Origin of the sequence: Nocardia miyunensis NBRC 108239, assembly GCF_001613065.1 — a bacterium.
In the GTDB taxonomy this organism is placed as follows: Bacteria; Actinomycetota; Actinomycetes; order Mycobacteriales; family Mycobacteriaceae; genus Nocardia; species Nocardia miyunensis.
Genome location: NZ_BDBQ01000043.1, coordinates 23,064 through 40,220 on the forward strand (window position 1 = coordinate 23,064; position 17,157 = coordinate 40,220).

A 17,157-nucleotide genomic window follows, 5' to 3' on the forward strand; every position below is an offset into this window, starting at 1 on the left:
TGCGCCGCATGGGCGACCGCCAGCCGATCATCGGCCGATCCGTCGTCGTCGCGACGAGGCATTCCCCGATTGTCCACAGTCATCCACAGGGGTCACGCCGGACATCGAGCGTGTCGGTTCCGGCCCGGCCGGTTCGAATTGCTCGCAACGCGATCCGGGGTGCGATCGCGCCGCCCGCGTTGACGGCCAGGTGCAGTAGAGCCGGGGCGATCGCGCTGCCGGTGCGACGGCGCAGTAAGCCCAGGATCAGGCCCGCCGAGGCTGTTGCGGCGATGGTGGCGAGCACGCTGTCGCCGGCGGCGCGGGCCGGGCCGATGTGCCAGAGACCGAAAGCCGTTGCACCGAGCCAGATCCCGAGTGGTCCGAACTCCTCATCCAACAGCGGGTCCAGGACGCCGCGGAAGATCAGCTCCTCGCTGTACACCGTGCCGATCGGGATGTGCACGACCACCCACTCCGCGAGATCGACTTCCGTTGCACGGGTGGCGAATTCGGCCAGGCGAGTGCGCACCGGCGGAATGGCGAGTGCGGTACCGTATCCCACCGCGACAGCCACGAGTGATGCCCCGCCCCAGCACAATCCGCGATGTGCGACGCGACCAGCCCGATGCCGCGCGACCACCTCGTTCCCGACGCGCGCCGAACAGCCTGCACCCCGGCTCACCCGTCGATCGGGCAATCCGCACGGCCCGACGCCCAGGCTGCCGAGGCGAGCCTCGCCGATCGGCCTGGTAGGTACGCTGTCTCGATACCCGCCCGCATGATGCGGTGCAGCGTGCAGATCGTAATCCGTTTCGCGAATGCCGAACGCGGCGGCACAGGCCGTGGCGAACACGGCGTTGGCGGCGGTGCGGCCGCGCGGTCCCAAGCGCAGGCGCGGCAGCAGCCAGTTGTGCCACAACAGCGGAAGACTCACGGCCGCAAGTGTTTTCGCGATCATTTTACGGCGTGTTCGAAGGCTTCGGAGAGCTCGAGCTGGGTGCGGATTCGTTCCTCGAGGTCCGAATTCCAGCCCGGGGGCGGCAGGACCGCGGCCCAGCCGTCCAAGACCAGACTGCCGTAGTTGTGGCCGTGACCGTCGCTGACGCCCTGTGCATTGGTGAGATCGGCGGCGACCTGCCAGAAGGTGACGAACGGCCACCAGCGCATCTGCGTGGAGACGTCCGAACCGCGACGTTCGGAGAGCCAATTCGGTCTGGAGAAGATCAGATCCGGCGACCACCACACGATCGGATCCGACGCGTGTTGCAGATACGCGATGCGCGGACGCCGCCACTCGGGCGAGGGCTTGGACAGATCGGCGGCGTTCGCGGCGAAACGCACCACGAGTCCGTCGGCGTAGACCGGCTCGACCTCGCGCGATCCGGGGTCGCGCCGGGTGACGAACTGACTCCACAGCCGATTCGAATCCGGCGGCCCCACCCACAGCGCCCCGTCCACCCGCGCGCGCAGATCGGCCAGTCCGGAGAAGGCCGACTCGGACCCTTGCGACCCCAGCGATTCCCCGTAGACCAGCAGTTTCGGCCGTGACTGCGGCGGCCGCCGCGACCACGCCCGGTAGATCGCGTCGAACATCCCGCGCCCCGACTCGGCCACCTTCTGCCGGTCCGCCAGGAAGGACAGCACACTGGGCAGATACGAATACTGCGAGGCCACGATCGCGGTATCGCCGCCGTACATGTACTCGATCGCATTGGCCGTCATGGAATTCACCCATCCGGTACCGGTCGTGGTGACCACCACCAGCACCTTGCGATCGAACGCATGGGTCCGCTCGAGTTCGGCCACGGCCAGATCCTGTTGGCTCTCACCGTTTCTCGCCGATTCGAGCCCGACATAGGCGCGAATCGGTTCCCGCGCGGGCGCTCCCGTGACCGCGCCGATCCGGAAGGCGTCGGGCCCGTGCGAGACGAACCAGCGCCCCTCCGAACCGAGGGTGTCCCAACCGGCCAGCGACTGCGGACTGCCCGAGCGTTCGGGGGACAGCGGCTGCACCGCGTACGGCGTCATCTTGTCGTTGCGCACGCTGAACGCCGAATTGGCCGCCGCGAAGAACGCCCGCATCGCCAGGCCGTTGAACAGCGAAACGACCAGCACCGCCAGCAACGCGGCACCGACCGTCGGCGCGAACCGCAACGGTATCCGCCCCCAGCGGCTCAGCAGCCGGGCGAGCAGCCGCACGGTGATCCGAAACGTCCGGTACACCCCGACCACCACCGCGCCCACCAGCAGGCTCAACCCACCGGTACGCAGATACCCCGAGGTGGTGGTGCCGGTCATACCCATCAGCGCGTAGATCTGCCGCTGCCAGTCCGCCGAGAGCACCAGCATGTACCCCGCGGTCAGGATGCACAGCACCAGCACAGGCACCTTCACCGCGTACTGCACCCGCAGCGATGGCGGCTGCCACGGCAGCTTGGGCCGGATCCACCTGCGGAACGCCCAGTCGAACACGCAGCCGACGCCGTATCCGATCACGGCGTTGAGACCGCTGATCAGACCCTGGAACAGCCAGTCGCGCGGCAGCAGCGACGGAGTGACCGACCAGGCGAAGAACACCGTCGCGACGACCAGTCCGGCATAGTTGAGGCCGATGACGTCCTTCTCCAGGCGATGCAGCAGGCTGGATGCCCGGCGAGCGACGACGGCACCGCGCGAACGCAGCGTCGTCAGAGCCTCGGCGGAGTCGAGCACCCGTCAAGTATGGCCGCCGGACCGCCGAAATCCGGGGATGTCGCGCGGAGGCGAACATCACCGCGCGCGAGAACTACCCACCCGGCTCGAGTAGTTGTACGCAGGTCGGCGAGCCCGCCGATCGGGAGACTCGATATCCATGAGCACTCCCGAAACCTCGACCAAGAGCACCTCGGCCTTCCTGGCCCAGGCCGCCATCGCCTTCGGCGTCGCCTTCGTCGCCACCGCGGCGGGCATCATCTACCTGCCCCTGGACATCTGGCAGCGCGGCTTCCTCCTGATGACCATGCTGTTCCTGGTCAGCAGCACCTTCACCCTCGCCAAGGTCGTCCGCGACCAGCACGAGGCCGCCCGCGTCCACCACCGCATCGACGAGGCCCGCCTGGAAAGGCTGATGGCCGAACACGACCCGTTCCGCGCGGCCTGAACCCGCGACTGCGACAGCACAGTTCGCGGTCACCGGAACCGCGGCCGGAATCCATGCCGGGCGGACGCGAGCGCCACTGCTCCCCGGATCCGCATAACGCCGATGACCGGCTATGAGCGACAACAGGTTCCGAGCCCCGACGACCCGTCGCCCACACAGAACGGCCGCGAGCCGCACCGCTCCCGGATCCGCCACACCACCACGAACGACTCTCTGCGACAACAGATTCCGCGTCCCGGTTGCACGTCACGAACGCGGAACCGCCAGGTACCCGCTCGAATCAGGCGTGTCCGCGGTGCCGCGACGTCGCAGCCGCCGAGCGACCGACGGTGAACTCGGCGGACGGGCTCAGTGGGCAGCGCCGCCGAACAGGCGGGGCAGGGTGCCCTCGTGGGCTTCGCGCAGGTCGGTCATCGAGACGGTGAACTGCCCCTGGACCTCGACCGCATCGGAGCCCTGGTCGACGACGCCGATGCGGACCCACGGGAGACCGCGGGCGTCGCACATCTTGGTGAAGCGGGTCTCCTCCGAGCGCGGGACCGCGACCAGGACGCGGCCCGCGGACTCGGAGAACAGCGTCACGAACGGGTCGGCGTCCTCGGGAAGTAGGATGCGGCAACCGGTTTCGCCCGCCAGCGCGGCCTCCACGACGGTCTGCGCCAGGCCGCCCTCACTGAGATCGTGTGCGGCACTGATCATTCCGTCGCGCGAGCCGGAGGTGAGCACCTCGGCGAGCAACTGTTCGCGGGCCAGGTCGACCCGCGGCGGGACGCCGCCCAGATGGTCGTGCTCGACCTGCGCCCAGATCGAACCGTCGAACTCGTCGCGGGTGTCGCCGAGCAGGATCAGCGTCTCACCGGGCTCGAGGCCCAAGCCGGTCGGGATGCGGCGGTGCACGTCATCGATGACGCCCAGCACACCGACCACCGGCGTCGGCAGAATCGCGGTCTGCCCGGTCTGGTTGTAGAAGCTCACATTGCCGCCGGTGACCGGAATCCCCAGGGCCGCACAGCCGTCCGCGAGTCCGCGCACGGCCTGCTGGAACTGCCACATCACGCCCGGATCCTCCGGCGAACCGAAGTTCAGGCAGTTGGTGACCGCCTTCGGGGTCGCGCCGGTGGTCGCGACATTGCGGAACGCCTCGGCCAGCGCGAGCTGCGCGCCGGTGTACGGATCGAGTTTGGTGTAGCGGCCCGAGGCGTCGGTGGCCAGCGCGATACCGCGGCCGGACGACTCATCGATGCGGATCACACCGGCGTCGGCGTGCTCGGCCAGCACGGTGTTGCCGCGCACGTAGCGGTCGTACTGCTCGGTGATCCAGCGGCGGCTGCTCAGCTGCGGGCTGGCGATCATCTTCAGCAGGGTCGCGCGCAGTTCCTCGCCGGTCTTCGGGCGGGTCAGCGACGCGGTGGTGTCGGCGATGAGCGCGTCCTGGGAGTCCGGACGCCGCACCGGACGCTCGTACACCGGACCCTCGTGCGCGACGGTGCGCGGCGGAACGTCCACCACGGTCTCGTCGTGCCAGGTGATGACCAGGTGATCACCGTCGGTGACCTCGCCGATCACGGTGGCCAGGGTGTCCCACTTGCGGCAGACGGCCATGAACGCGTCCACGTTCTCCGGCGTCACCACCGCGCACATGCGCTCCTGCGATTCGCTCGAAAGGATCTCCGCGGGAGTCATATTCGCCGCGCGCAACGGCACCCGATCCAGTTCGATATGCATGCCGCCGTCGCCCGCGGCCGCGAGTTCGGAAGTGGCACAGGACAATCCGGCACCGCCGAGGTCCTGGATGCCGACCACGAGACCGGCCGCGTACAGCTCGAGACAGCACTCGATGAGCACCTTCTCGGTGAACGGGTCGCCCACCTGCACGCTCGGCAGCTTCTTGCGGCCGGTGCCGGATTCGTCGCCGGAGAACGTGTCCGAGGCGAGCACCGAGACGCCGCCGATGCCGTCCAGACCGGTCCGCGCACCGAACAGAATGATCTTGTTACCCGCACCCGAGGCGAAGGCCAGATGCAGATCCTCCACTCGCATAACGCCCGCGCACAGCGCGTTCACCAGCGGATTGCCCTGGTAGGACGCGTCGAATACCGTCTCGCCGCCGACGTTGGGCAGACCCAGCGAATTGCCGTATCCACCCACACCGCGCACCACGCCGTCCACCACGCGCCGGGTGTCGGGGTGCTCGGCCGCGCCGAATCGCAGCTGATCCATCACCGCGATCGGCCGCGCGCCCATCGCCATGATGTCGCGCACGATGCCGCCGACGCCGGTCGCCGCACCCTGGTACGGCTCCACATAGGACGGATGATTGTGGCTCTCCACCTTGAAGGTGACCGCCCAGCCGTCGCCGATGTCGACAACACCCGCGTTCTCGCCGATACCGGCCAACATGGACGCGCGCATCTCGTCGGTGGTGGTCTGCCCGAAGTAGCGCAGATGCACCTTCGAGGACTTGTACGAGCAGTGCTCGCTCCACATCACCGAATACATCGCGAGCTCGGCGTCGGTGGGACGACGGCCCAGGATCTCCCGGATCCGGGCGTACTCGTCGTCCTTGAGACCCAGCTCCTTGTACGGCTGCGGGGTATCCGGGGTTGCCGCGGCGGCGCTGACGGTGTCGACGTGGACAGTCACGGTGAGTACCAGGGTCCTTTCGGCGGGCACGCGAATGCCATGAGCCCTAAAGCAGGGGTCGGCGGATACCAGCGAGTCTAATGTGTGCCGAAACAACGCCGCGCACCGTGTTCTGCGAGGCTCCCGAGGCGTAGTGCGCCGCGCCCACGAGCCATGTTGCACAGGACACCCGAGCCATGACGCACAGGGCCACGCACATACTCGACATGCCCCAGTAGGCCCACGAAACGTGTCGTACAAGACACCCTGACCGTAGCGCTCGCAGAGCCCAGCAGCCGCGCGTTACCCGAGGCCACTCGAAGCACAATTCGCCGGAGCGCGCGCCGTGCCGTACGAGACGCCCGAACCGCGGCGCTCAGGGCCCACAACCCCGGCACCCGAGGCCGCTCGAAACGCGATGCACCGGGCCGCGCGTCATGACATACGAGACGCTCGAACCGGAAAACACAAGGCCCGCCGAACGTGTTGGCCGACACCGCTCGCGGCACAATGCGCCGTGACGCTCCAGCCGTGTCGCGCGAGGCCCACCCGCACACCGGATACTCTTGCCGCGTGAACGAGCGATCCCAGGTCGCGGATCCGGACGAATTACCCCCGAATAACTCGGTGGACCGGTCGTGTCCAGATCCGGCGGCCGGACGACGGCGCATGATGGCGATCGCGATCGCCCTGTTCGCGGTTTCCGCGATCATCTGCATGGCGACCGGGCTGTGGCGCGGGTACATCGATCTGCAGGTCTATCGCAACGGCGCGAACATCTGGCTCGACGGCGGCGACCTGTACGGCCCGATGCCGAAGGTGGGCGGGCTCGGCCTGCCGTTCACCTATCCCCCGCTGGCCGCGCTGTTGTTCACCCCGCTCGCGGTGCTGCCGCTGCTGCTCGCCGAATGGCTGGTGCTGGCGCTGTCCATCGCGAGTCTGGCGCTGACGGTGTGGCTGGTGCTGCGGCGGCTGCGCCCGCGGCTGGACCGGACGACCGGGCTGTGCCTGGTGGTCGGCGCGGTCGCCCTGCTGGGACTGTCCGAACCGATCCGCCAGACCTACAACTTCGGGCAGATCAATCTGTTCCTGATGACGGCGATCGCGCTGGATACGTTGGTACGCAAGCCGTTCTGGCCGCGCGGCGTGCTGATCGGCATCGCGGTGGCGATCAAATTGACCCCTGGCGGATTCCTGCTGTATTTCCTCGTGCGCCGCGATTGGCGTTCGGCGCTGACCATGACACTCTCGGCGCTGGGCGCGATCGCGGTGGGTTTCGTACTGTTCCCGCACGAATCGACCCGGTACTGGTTCCACACCATGCTCGACACCGGCCGCATCGGGCCGCCCTACTTCGCGGGCAACCAGTCGCTCAAGGGATTCGCCTTCCGGCTGGGCCTGAACACATCCGATGCGACGATCCTCTGGCTCGCCACGTCGCTGGTGGCGGTGGTACTCGCCGCGGTCCTGATGAAACGACTCTTCGACGACGCCGCGGCGGCCCGCCGCCGGGAATCCCCGGACGCACCCGCACCGGCCTCGGCCGCCGCGACCGTCGCCGCGCTGACCGTCAACGCGACTGCGGTGCTGCTGGTTTCGCCGGTCTCCTGGTCGCATCACTGGGTGTGGGTGGCCCCCGCCGCGCTGGTGGCCGCCGACGCCATCGATCGCGGCCGGCGCGGGCGTCCCTATCTGATCGCGACCGCCGCGATCGCGGTGATGTTCCTGGTCGGGCCGCAGTGGCTGCTGCCGCACGGCGGCGATCACGAACAGCACTGGGCGCTGTGGGAGCAGCTGATCGGTTCGAGTTATGTGCTGGTCACGTTCGCGGTGCTGGTCGTCGCCGTCGTTGCCTACCGGCCGATCTACCGCGCGGTGAGCTCCGCCGGTGTCAGGAACGCCGCCAGCGCCGCCGAATAGGCCGAGACGTCCCGCGCGCCCATCAGCTCGCGCGCGGAATGCATGGCCAGCTGGGGTGCGCCGACGTCGACGGTGGTCATCCCGGTGCGGGCCGCGGACATCGGGCCGATGGTGGACCCGCACGGCAGATCCGCGCGATGCACGTACCGCTGCAACGGAACCTCAGCCTGCGCGCAGGCCAGCGCGAACGCGCCCGCGCCGACCGCGTCGGTGGCATAGCGCAGATTCTGATTCACCTTCAGCACCGGGCCGCCGTTGACCTCGATGCGGTGCGCGGGTTCGTGCCGTTCGGGATAGTTGGGATGCGTCGCATGCGCCATGTCGCCCGAGGCGAGAACCGAACCCGCCAGTGCGGCAAGGTATTCCGAACGTCCACCGCCGCGCGCGAGCACGATCCGCTCCAGGATCGAGGGCAGCAGATCCGAATGCGCGCCGCGATCGGACTGACTGCCGACCTCCTCGTGATCGAACATCACCAGCACCGGGGTCGCCGCGCCCGGCTCGGCGACCGCCGCGGCGAAGGCCTGCAGTCCGGCGTAGCAGGTGGCCTGATTGTCCAGGCGGGGTGCGCTGATCAGGTCCAGATCGCGGCCGACCGTCCCGCTCGGGGTCAGGTCGTGGGTCATCAACTCCCAGCCCAGCACCGTGTCCGGGTCGATTCCGGCGTGCTCGGCCAGATATCCCAGGAACGAACGCGGTTCACCGCCCACACCCCACACCGCGTTGACGTGACGTTGCGGATCCAGGCTCACCCCGCGCCGGTCCTCGGACAGGTGGATCGCCAGCTGCGGCACCCGCAGCAGCGGCTCGTCGATCCGGATCAGCTTCTCGGACAACGTGTTTCCCTCGCGGACGGTGATCCGCCCGGAGATGCCCAGATCCCGGTCCAGCCAGGAGTTGAGCCATGCGCCGCCGTAGGGTTCCAGCCCGACCAGCTGCCACCCGGCCGAGGTCAGATCCGGATGCTGTTTGACCCGCAGATTCGGACTGTCGGTATGCGCTCCCACCACCCGGAACGGTTGCGCCGCACCGTTTTCCACCCATGCGACCAGCGAACCGCCGCGCACCACGAAATACCGCCCCTCCCCGGGCTGATCCCACGGCCGCGACTCGGGAAGTTCCCGAAATCCGTTGGCGGTCAATTCGTTCGCGACGGTGTGCACGACGTGGAACGGCGAGGGCGAAGCGTCGACGAACGCGCACAGTCCGGCAGGCGTAGCAGTGGTGGGGACGGGCATAAGGCTCGATCTTAACGATCGTGGGTGGGCGTCTGCGCCACCAGTTCCAGCAGGCGCAGAAGTTCGGCCTGATTGCGTGCGCCGATTCGCTTGCGCAATTGTTCCTCGGCGCGCAGTTCCTCCGCGCGGACCGATTCGACCACTTCGAGGCCGCGTTTGCTGAGGCCGATGAGAATGCGGCGGCGGTCGTCTTCGGCGGCGATGCGGAAAATCAGTCCGCGTTCGGCCAGAGCGTCGGCATGGCGGGTCGCCGAAGAGGGCGGAAGTTGTGCCCGGCAAGCCAATTCGGTCATGGTGATGCCGACCTCGCCGGACAGATTGGACAGCATCGCCCAGTGGTCCGCGGAGAGCCGTCGGGCCGACAGAGCCGTATCGAGGTGGCGGAGCCAACCGCGCTCAGCGGCGCGCAGCGCACCGTGCAACGTGGAAAATCCGCTTACAATGGTCGACATAATAATTTCTTCCGCCCATTTCCTATTTTCCCGACGAGGAGAAGGGTACCGAATGTCGCCGTTCCACGAGCGCGCGGACGATGTGATAGAGATCCTCAACATCGTCCCGCTACAGGGCTCCGGTGGAATTGTGGCACCCTCCTGCGAGGCGGCCGTCGCGCTCGCGGTGTCGGAAATCAATGGCGGCGACGGAATTCTCGGACGCGAGGTCCGGGTCACCACCGTGGACGGCGGTCGCGAACCCGCCGATGTCGCGCGGGAGGTCTCGGCGCTGCTGGCCACCGGCATGATCGATGCCATCACCGGATGGCACATCTCCGCGGTCCGCCGCGCGGTCGCGCACGCCGCCGACGGCCGGGTCCCCTATCTGTTCGCGACCATTCACGAGGATCTGCCCGACGAGCCGCCCGGGGTCGTGCTGGTCGGCGAGAGCCCGGCCGGGAACGTCCTGCCCGCCATGGACTGGCTGCATCGCCACTACGGCATCCGGCGCTGGGCGATCATCGGCAACGACTACATCTGGCCGCTGGCCACCGCGCGGGCGGTGCGGGCGAGGTATCCGGGCGCGGTGCTGCTGGAACGCTATGTGCCGCTGGGCACCGAGGATTTCTCCGCGATCCTGAACGACCCCCGGCTGGACCGGGCGGACGGAATCGTCCTGCTGCTGGTGGGTACGGATGCGGTGCGGTTCAATCAGCAGTTCGCGCATGCCGGGCGGGCCGCCCACCAGGTGCGGGTGAGCCCGGCGATCGATGAGACCGTCCTGCTCGCGGGCGGTCCGGCGGCGAACGAGAACCTCTACGTCCCCTCGGCGTTCTTCCCGGACCAGGTCGGCGATCCGGATCGGCTGGCGCGCTATCACCGCATGCACGGCCGATTCGCGCCCGCGCTGACCTTCTTCAGCAATACGAGTTACGAGGCGATCCATCTGATCGGCTCGATGGCGCGGACCCTCGGCTCACTCGAGGTGCCGCGGATGCGCGCGGCCCTGGCGGACGGGCTGACACTCGAAACCCCTTCCGGCGGAAAGGTTTTCCGAGGCGATCGGGCCGAGCAAGCCGATGGGCTGATCGCCCGCGCCGAGGGCGTGCAACTGCACGTGCTCGACAATCTGGCCAACTGAGCCCGACCGGGTTCAGGCGGCTGCGACCAGCGTGTCCACCACCGACAGGAACATGCCCAGACCGTCGTCGCTGGGTCCGGTGAGCGGTTCGGTGGCGTGCTCGGGATGCGGCATCAGCCCGACGACGCGGCCGTCGGCCGAGGCGATTCCGGCGATATCGCGCTGCGAACCGTTCGGATTGCCACCGGCGTAGCGGAACACCACGCGGCCCTCACCCTCGAGTTCGTCCAGCACCGACTGCGACGCCTGGTAGCGGCCCTCGGCGTTCTTGACCGGGATCAGGATCTGCGCGCCGGGCTCGTAGCGGCTCGTCCAGGCGGTGCCGGTCGCTTCCACGCGCAGCCACTGATCGCGGCAGACGAAGTGCAGACCCTCGTTGCGGGTCAGCGCGCCGGGCAGCAGTCCGGCCTCGCACAGCACCTGGAAGCCGTTGCAGATGCCGAGAGCAGGCATGCCCTTCTTCGCGGCCGCGACGACCTCGCCCATCACCGGCGCGAACCGGGCGATGGCTCCGGCGCGCAGATAGTCGCCGTAGGAGAAGCCGCCGGGCACGATCACCGCGTCCACGCCGTGCAGATCGGCGTCGGCATGCCACAGGCTGACCGCCTCGGCGCCGGCCAGCCGCACCGCGCGTGCGGCGTCCACATCGTCCAGCGTTCCCGGAAAGGTGATGACACCGATGCGCACGGACATTACAGGCGCACCACTTTCCAGTCCTCGATGACGGTGTTGGCCAGCAGCGACTCGGCGATCTTCTCGAGCTCCGCATCGGTGACACTGTCGTCGATGTCGAGTTCGAATCGCTTGCCCTGCCGCACATCCGACACACCCGGAATATCCAGGCGCCCGAGTGCGCCGACGATGGCCTGACCCTGCGGATCCAGGATCTCGGCCTTCGGCATCACCTCGACCACGACTCGTGCCACGCGCTGCTCCTCACGCTGGTGGGGGATTACCCGCACAGCCTAATCGGGGCCGGGCATACAGGTCGCGGCGGGTTAGAGTGACCCCTATGCGCATTGCTCACTTCGGTCATTCCTGCGTTCTGGTCGAGATCGACGGAGTGAAGATCCTGTTCGATCCCGGCAATTTCTCGCACGGTTTCGAGGGCCTCACCGGGCTCGACGCGATCGCGATCACGCATCAGCACGCGGATCACATCGATCCCGCGCGGATCGGGGCGCTGGTGGAGAACAATCCGCAGGCGCGGCTGCTGAGCGATCCGCAGACCGCGCAGCTGCGCGAGGAGCCGTGGGAGGCGGTGCACGCCGGCAACGTGCTGAGCGTCGGCGGGGTGCAGATCACCGGCGGCGGCGGGCGGCACGCGGTGATCCATCCGGACATCCCGGTCATCGACAACACCGTCTTCCAGCTGGGCACCCCGCAGGATCCGGCGCGGTTCGTCCATCCGGGCGATTCGCTGTGGGTGCCGCCCTCGCCGGTGGGCGTGCTGGCCATCCCGGCGGCCGCCCCCTGGATGCGCCTGAGCGAAGCGGTGGATTATCTGCGCGCGGTCTCCCCGCGCACCGCCATGCCCATCCACTACGGAATCATCGAGCCCGACGCCCGCGGCATCTACTTCGGGCGTTTGCAGGAGATGGGCCCGGCCGACACCGAACTCGCCATCGTCGCACCGGAGACCGACGCTCAATTCTGATGTGCCCCAAGGAGTTCCGGGCAATTACCATGGCAATCTGCCGAAGCAGCCCGGATTCCTGCGCGCCTCGAGAGATCCGGGCGCGCCTCGACGGATACGCCGCGGCGGCCAGCGGTGGGCTATAGCCTATTGCGCCCCAAGGGATTCCGGTGTGCCCCGCCGGATGCGTCGGGGCGGGGCGTCAGGAACCGTAGGAGGCCAGGAACAGCGCCTCGGTCAGGGCGATATGCTCGATCTCGCTCGGGGCCACGCTCTCGTTGGGCGCGTGGATGAGACAGCTCGGCTCCTCGACGCCGATCAGCATGATCTCCGCCTCGGGATAGGTTTCGGCGAAGACGTTGCACAGCGGGATCGAACCGCCCTGGCCCTGCGTGGTCGCCTCCCGGCCGTACGCCGCGGCGAAGGCCGCCTCCATCGCGCGACGGGCCGGACCACCGGTGCCCGAACGGAACGGCGCACCCGCCGCCTCGGGCCGCACGCTCACCCGCGCATGCCACGGCGTATTCGATTCCAAGTGTGCGGTAAGGGCTTTCAACGCCGTCTCAGGGTCGATGCCGGGCGGAATTCGCAGGTTGATCAGGGCCCGAGCGGACCCCTGCACGGCCGCGACCGCACCGGCCACACCCGGCGCATCGATACCCAGCACGGTCACCGCGGGTCGCGCCCAGGCCATATCGGCGACGGTGCCGTCGCCGAGCAGATCGACGCCGTCCAGGACACCGGCGTCGGCGCGGAATCGCTCGGGCGGATACTGCGCGCCGTCCCAGACCTGATCGGCGGGCAGACCGGCCACGGTGGTATTGCCGTGTTCGTCGCGCAACGTCGCGAGCAGATGGATCAGGGCGGCGAGCGCATCGGGCGCGGGCCCGCCGAACATCCCCGAATGCATCGGTCCCGCAAGGGTTTCCACGGCGACGATGACATTCACCGTGCCGCGCAGGGTCTGGGTGAAGGTCGGCACGCCGACCGCCGCGTTGCCGGAGTCACCGATCACCAGGGCATCGGCGCGCAACAGATCCGCGTGTTCGGGGACGAATTCCTCGAGGCCGCCGGTGCCCTGCTCCTCCGAACCCTCGCACACCAACGTGATGCCTACCGGAAAATCCTTGCCGCCCAACGTTTCCCGCAACGCACGCAGTGCGGTCAGATGCGCCAGGATGTTCCCTTTGCAGTCCGCCGCCCCGCGTCCGTACCAGCGGCCGTCCCGCTCGGCGAGCTCCCACACCGGTGTGCGCCAGGCATCTTCGTTCAGCGGCGGCTGAACGTCGTAGTGGCTGTACAGCAATACCGTCGGCGCGCCCGCCGGTGCGGGATACCGAGCGACGACGGCCAGACTTCCGTCGGAGGTCTCGTGCAGTCCCGCATCGGTCAGGCCGACCTCGACGAACGCGTCCAGCACCCACTGCGCGGCCCGTCGGCACTCCTCCGGTGGAAACTGCCGCGGATCGTGCACGGATCGATAGGAAACCAGTTCCGCCAGATCGTCTTTCGCCCGCGTCATCAGCGCCCGAATCTGCGTCCGCAACGCGGCGGTACGTGAATCATCCGTCATATCAACTCATTTCGTCGTTTCGCCGCCGTCCCGCGGACCTGGCGGCCAGCAGGTATGTCGCCGAGCACCTCGGTCGACACCACTCTCGCACGACGCGCTCGCCGCTGGTCCGCAAGGTTGTCGTCACGTGACGAACATTGCCATCCGCCACTCGCCGACAGACATTCGCCCCGGCATCCGAGGGCGCCCGCCCTGTGAGATGCTGGCGAATGCCCCGCGAATTCGTCATATGTGCGATGACCAGGAGGTTACGATGCCCGGATCACCCGATTCCGACGATCTGTTCGCGACAACCCCGTTCCGAGCCGGTGCACCGAAATCGGAATTCCCCCGCTCGGAGATCAATCCGCTGGCCGCCTATCAGATCGTGCACGACGAACTGATGCTCGACGGCGTCTCCCGGATGAATCTGGCGACCTTCTGCACCACCTGGGTCGAGGATCAGGTTCGGCGGCTGATGAACGAGTCGCTGGACAAGAACATCGTCGACAAGGACGAATATCCACAGACCGCCGAACTCGAGTCCCGATGCACGCGCATGCTCGCGGACCTGTGGCACTCCCCCGACCCGGCCGGCACCCGCGGCACCTCCACGACCGGTTCCAGCGAGGCCGCCATGCTCGGCGGGCTGGCCGCGAAATTCCGCTGGCGAGCCCGCGGTGGCCGCGGCACCCCGAATTTCGTGTGCGGTCCGGTGCAGGTCTGCTGGGAGAAGTTCGCCCGCTACTTCGACGTGGAGATCCGCCAGGTTCCGCTGCGCGGCGACCGGCTGACCCTGCATCCGGACGATATCGCCGCGCACTGCGACGAGAACACCATCATGGTGGTGCCGACCTTCGGCCAGACCTTCACCGGCCTTTTCGAGGACGTCGCGGGCATCAGCCGGGCGCTGGACGAACTGCAGGACCGCACCGGCCTGGACATCCCGATCCACGTGGACGCCGCCAGCGGCGGATTCCTGGCCCCGTTCACCGCACCCGATCTGGTCTGGGATTTCCGGCTGCCGCGGGTCAAATCGATCAACGCCTCCGGGCACAAGACCGGCCTGGCGCCGCTCGGGGTGGGCTGGGCGATCTGGCGCGAGGCCGCGGATCTGCCGGACGAGTTGGTGTTCAACGTCGACTATCTCGGCGGCAATATGGCCACGTTCAACCTGAACTTCTCCCGCCCCGGCGGCCAGGTCATCACCTCGTACTACGGCTTCATCCGGCTCGGCCGCGACGGATACGACCGGGTGCAGTCCGCCGCGTATTCGGTGGCTCAGTACCTGGCCACGGGCATACAGAAGTTCGGCCTGTTCGAGCTCATCCACGACGGCGATCCGCTGCGCGGTATCGCGGCGGTGTCGTGGCGGCTGACCGGCGAGCAGACCTTCAACCTCTACGACCTGTCCGACCGCCTGCGCACCCGCGGCTGGCTGGTCGCGGCCTACCCGCTGCCCGCCGACCGGCAGGACGAAAGCATCATGCGCGTGCTGGTCCGGCACGGTTTCAGCCACGATATGGCCGATCTACTGCTCGCCGATATGGGCCGCGCCCTGGACCAGCTGGACAAACATCCGCCCAGCAGCTCACTCACCCGCGAGGAGTCCGGTGGGTTCACCCACAGCGCGACAGCCGAGGTCTCCACTGCCGAACTGCGCCGCCGCGTCGAGCAAGCCGTGCGGCATTAGGCACGCCGACGGCCGGGCTCGCCGCGTACTCCGGGCCCGACCGACCGGTGTGGCACCGGACGATATCCCTCACGCCGCGCGGGTGGCTCCGGTGGCGAACGGCTCCCAGCGATAGATGTCCGGCCGAGCCTCGTGGAACAGCGCGAGATCGACCGCATCCAGCACGGCCTGATGCGGTCCGGGGCGACCGAGCTGGGCGGCCGAGACCGCGAGGCGCAACACGCCGCCGCGACGGGCGGTGCGGGCCGCACTCATCACCAGCGCGTGGCACCACCAGGGTTCGGCGCGGAAGCCCTCGCCCATGCCGTGCACCCAAGAACGTTGTGCCACATCGCGTTCCAGGTCGTGGACGGCCGTCAGGCTCAGCGCCAGGCGGAAGCCGACGTCCGGCAGCGCGGCCATCGCACCCTCGGAGGCGTTCCAGCGCGGCGCGGCGAACAGCCGCGTGCGCAGCCCGACCTCCTCCATGACGCGATCGGCGGCCATCAACCGCAACCGCGCCTCGTGCCGGGGCAAGGTGGCGAATTCGGCGCGGCGGCGCTTGGTCGCGGCCTGGTCGTACCCGTGCAGCACGACCGCGTCACCGCCCTCGCGACGTTCCCGCAACCACTCCTGGGTGCGGGCGTCGTCGGCGAGCCGGTACTTACCCTTCAGCCGGGGCGCCACCAGCAGCGACAGCGGAACCTCGCGCCGGTCCATGTCCGCGGCGAATGCCTGCGCCTGCGCGCGGGTGGTGTCCCGGATTCCCGACACCGAGACGATCAACTGTGCACGCATACCCGCACCCCTCTGCCGATCCCGCTCATAGTCCTACGATGGGCGCGGGAGGTGTCCGAACCGTGCAGTCCCGATGACGCGCCGACGAATTCGCGCTACCGAATCGGGCAATCATCCGACGACCGAGACCGTCCGGTCCCATGACATACCGTCCGGTCATCACTTCGGGCCACCGCCGTCTCGCCTAGGATCGAACGGGTGAAAGCAGCATTACTGACCGCACTGGCAGTTCCGTTGTTCATCGCCGTACCCGTTGTGGCACAAGCGGATCCGCCGCCACATATCTTCACTCCGCAGCAGGAGTGCGAGGCGACCAAGGCCGTGGTCGACATGGAGCGCAAGCAGAATCCGCACGCCACGCCGCAGCAGATCACCGACGGCTACATGACGTTCCTCGATCGGCAGGGCGCGTTCAAGAATCTTCCGGCGGCCAGCCGCGAGCGCCAGCGCCAATACATCCTGGACCACATCGCCAACTGCCATCTGGCCTAGGTTGTATCCTTGGCCTCCGCTCCGCTCCGGCGTGTTCGCGGCCCCCGAAGTCTCGCCGTTCGGCCCCGTGTCGGGCACTCGTTCCTCGCACCCGCCACGCGTCCGAACGGCGAGACGGGCCGCGAACCTTGACCGTGAGGTGACGGTGACGGAGTGCACATCGTTTGATTGCAACTGATCCACACCGGCTCCGTCACCTCAATAGGCTCCGCCCCTGTGAAAGCCGCAGCACTCACCGTCCTGACAGCATCCCTCATGCTCTTCGCCCCCGCGTTCGCGCAGGCCCTGCCTCCACTTCCGAATCTGCACCCGACCCCCGACCAGATGTGCGACAACACCCAGCAAATCGTGAACACGGTGCGCGCACAGCATCCGAACGCCACTCCGGACCAGATCGCCGACGACTACGACCAGATGATGGGCGCGAAGGTGCCCGGCTATCAGCTCGTCCAGGGACAGCAGCACCAGCAGCTGCTGGAGCTGATCCAGGCCTGCGGAATCCGCTGAGCCGCGCCCGTTCGTCGTGCCGCT

The 17,157-nt window shown here is 68.2% G+C and carries 16 protein-coding genes; 7 read left to right on the forward strand and 9 right to left on the reverse strand.

Features of this window, described 5'->3' with window-relative positions:
* Positions 1-79: 79 nt before the first annotated feature.
* Positions 80-916: a CPBP family intramembrane glutamic endopeptidase gene (locus NM2_RS18260; RefSeq protein WP_245718095.1), complete on the reverse strand. Its 837-nt coding sequence runs from the start codon at positions 914-916 to the stop codon at positions 80-82.
* A gap of 20 nt (positions 917-936) precedes the next feature.
* On the reverse strand, positions 937-2,694 hold the full coding sequence (locus tag NM2_RS18265; RefSeq protein WP_084531210.1) for an alpha/beta hydrolase: 1,758 nt from the start codon (positions 2,692-2,694) through the stop codon (positions 937-939).
* Positions 2,695-2,833: 139 nt separating this feature from the next.
* Between NM2_RS18265 and NM2_RS18270 the strand changes: the two genes are divergently transcribed.
* Positions 2,834-3,121, forward strand: a complete 288-nt coding sequence (locus NM2_RS18270; RefSeq protein ID WP_067670155.1) for a YiaA/YiaB family inner membrane protein — start codon at positions 2,834-2,836, stop codon at positions 3,119-3,121.
* Positions 3,122-3,469: 348 nt separating this feature from the next.
* Here NM2_RS18270 and purL read toward each other — a convergent pair whose 3' ends face one another.
* On the reverse strand, positions 3,470-5,764 hold the full coding sequence (purL, locus tag NM2_RS18275; protein WP_067670269.1) for a phosphoribosylformylglycinamidine synthase subunit PurL: 2,295 nt from the start codon (positions 5,762-5,764) through the stop codon (positions 3,470-3,472).
* Between the two features lie 552 nt (positions 5,765-6,316).
* Here purL and NM2_RS18280 point away from each other — a divergent pair.
* Positions 6,317-7,663 (forward strand): glycosyltransferase family 87 protein, encoded by a 1,347-nt coding sequence (locus NM2_RS18280; RefSeq protein WP_245718096.1) that lies wholly within the window; start codon positions 6,317-6,319, stop codon positions 7,661-7,663.
* Here the strand turns inward: NM2_RS18280 and NM2_RS18285 are convergent.
* Both NM2_RS18285 and NM2_RS18290 read right to left on the reverse strand, forming a co-directional pair.
* Positions 7,609-8,901: a M18 family aminopeptidase gene (locus NM2_RS18285; RefSeq protein WP_067670159.1), complete on the reverse strand. Its 1,293-nt coding sequence runs from the start codon at positions 8,899-8,901 to the stop codon at positions 7,609-7,611. The genes NM2_RS18280 and NM2_RS18285 overlap by 55 nt on opposite strands.
* Before the next feature lie 11 nt (positions 8,902-8,912).
* Positions 8,913-9,353, reverse strand: coding sequence for a MarR family winged helix-turn-helix transcriptional regulator (locus NM2_RS18290; RefSeq protein WP_067670162.1), 441 nt, complete (start codon positions 9,351-9,353; stop codon positions 8,913-8,915).
* Positions 9,354-9,405: 52 nt separating this feature from the next.
* Between NM2_RS18290 and NM2_RS18295 the strand changes: the two genes are divergently transcribed.
* Positions 9,406-10,476, forward strand: coding sequence for a substrate-binding domain-containing protein (locus tag NM2_RS18295; protein WP_067670164.1), 1,071 nt, complete (start codon positions 9,406-9,408; stop codon positions 10,474-10,476).
* 12 nt (positions 10,477-10,488) lie between these two features.
* Here the strand turns inward: NM2_RS18295 and purQ are convergent, their stop codons facing one another.
* Positions 10,489-11,169, reverse strand: coding sequence for a phosphoribosylformylglycinamidine synthase subunit PurQ (gene purQ, locus NM2_RS18300; RefSeq protein ID WP_067670166.1), 681 nt, complete (start codon positions 11,167-11,169; stop codon positions 10,489-10,491).
* Positions 11,169-11,402, reverse strand: coding sequence for a phosphoribosylformylglycinamidine synthase subunit PurS (gene purS / locus NM2_RS18305; RefSeq protein ID WP_067670168.1), 234 nt, complete (start codon positions 11,400-11,402; stop codon positions 11,169-11,171). The genes purQ and purS overlap by 1 nt, the downstream gene beginning before the upstream one ends.
* 86 nt (positions 11,403-11,488) lie before the next feature.
* Here purS and NM2_RS18310 point away from each other — a divergent pair, with 86 nt between their 5' ends.
* Entirely contained in the window at positions 11,489-12,133 is a 645-nt protein-coding gene (locus NM2_RS18310; RefSeq protein WP_067670170.1) for an MBL fold metallo-hydrolase, read from the forward strand.
* 181 nt (positions 12,134-12,314) lie between these two features.
* Here NM2_RS18310 and NM2_RS18315 read toward each other — a convergent pair whose 3' ends face one another.
* Entirely contained in the window at positions 12,315-13,685 is a 1,371-nt protein-coding gene (locus NM2_RS18315) for a dipeptidase (protein WP_067670172.1), read from the reverse strand.
* A gap of 253 nt (positions 13,686-13,938) precedes the next feature.
* On the opposite strand from NM2_RS18315, the gene gad reads away from it, so the two are divergent.
* Entirely contained in the window at positions 13,939-15,357 is a 1,419-nt protein-coding gene (gad, locus tag NM2_RS18320) for a glutamate decarboxylase (RefSeq protein WP_067670174.1), read from the forward strand.
* 69 nt (positions 15,358-15,426) lie between these two features.
* Here gad and NM2_RS18325 read toward each other — a convergent pair whose 3' ends face one another.
* A complete protein-coding gene (locus tag NM2_RS18325; RefSeq protein ID WP_067670176.1) occupies positions 15,427-16,134 on the reverse strand; it encodes a DUF2334 domain-containing protein in 708 nt (235 codons plus the stop codon).
* 198 nt (positions 16,135-16,332) lie between these two features.
* Here NM2_RS18325 and NM2_RS18330 point away from each other — a divergent pair, with 198 nt between their 5' ends.
* Entirely contained in the window at positions 16,333-16,626 is a 294-nt protein-coding gene (locus NM2_RS18330; RefSeq protein WP_067670178.1) for a hypothetical protein, read from the forward strand.
* 216 nt (positions 16,627-16,842) lie between these two features.
* Positions 16,843-17,133 carry a hypothetical protein gene (locus NM2_RS18335; RefSeq protein ID WP_157121160.1) on the forward strand — a complete coding sequence of 97 codons (291 nt, stop codon included), beginning with the start codon at positions 16,843-16,845 and terminating at the stop codon, positions 17,131-17,133.
* The last annotated feature ends 24 nt before the right edge of the window (positions 17,134-17,157 follow it).

Coding starts and splice junctions, on each gene's coding strand:
- NM2_RS18285 (WP_067670159.1), bottom strand. CDS start 8,901: ATGCCCGTCCCCACCACTGCTACGCCTGCCGGACTGTGCGCGTTCGTC.
- gad (WP_067670174.1), top strand. CDS start 13,939: ATGCCCGGATCACCCGATTCCGACGATCTGTTCGCGACAACCCCGTTC.
- NM2_RS18290 (WP_067670162.1), bottom strand. CDS start 9,353: ATGTCGACCATTGTAAGCGGATTTTCCACGTTGCACGGTGCGCTGCGC.
- NM2_RS18310 (WP_067670170.1), top strand. CDS start 11,489: ATGCGCATTGCTCACTTCGGTCATTCCTGCGTTCTGGTCGAGATCGAC.
- NM2_RS18315 (WP_067670172.1), bottom strand. CDS start 13,685: ATGACGGATGATTCACGTACCGCCGCGTTGCGGACGCAGATTCGGGCG.
- NM2_RS18270 (WP_067670155.1), top strand. CDS start 2,834: ATGAGCACTCCCGAAACCTCGACCAAGAGCACCTCGGCCTTCCTGGCC.
- NM2_RS18295 (WP_067670164.1), top strand. CDS start 9,406: ATGTCGCCGTTCCACGAGCGCGCGGACGATGTGATAGAGATCCTCAAC.
- purQ (WP_067670166.1), bottom strand. CDS start 11,169: ATGTCCGTGCGCATCGGTGTCATCACCTTTCCGGGAACGCTGGACGAT.
- NM2_RS18325 (WP_067670176.1), bottom strand. CDS start 16,134: ATGCGTGCACAGTTGATCGTCTCGGTGTCGGGAATCCGGGACACCACC.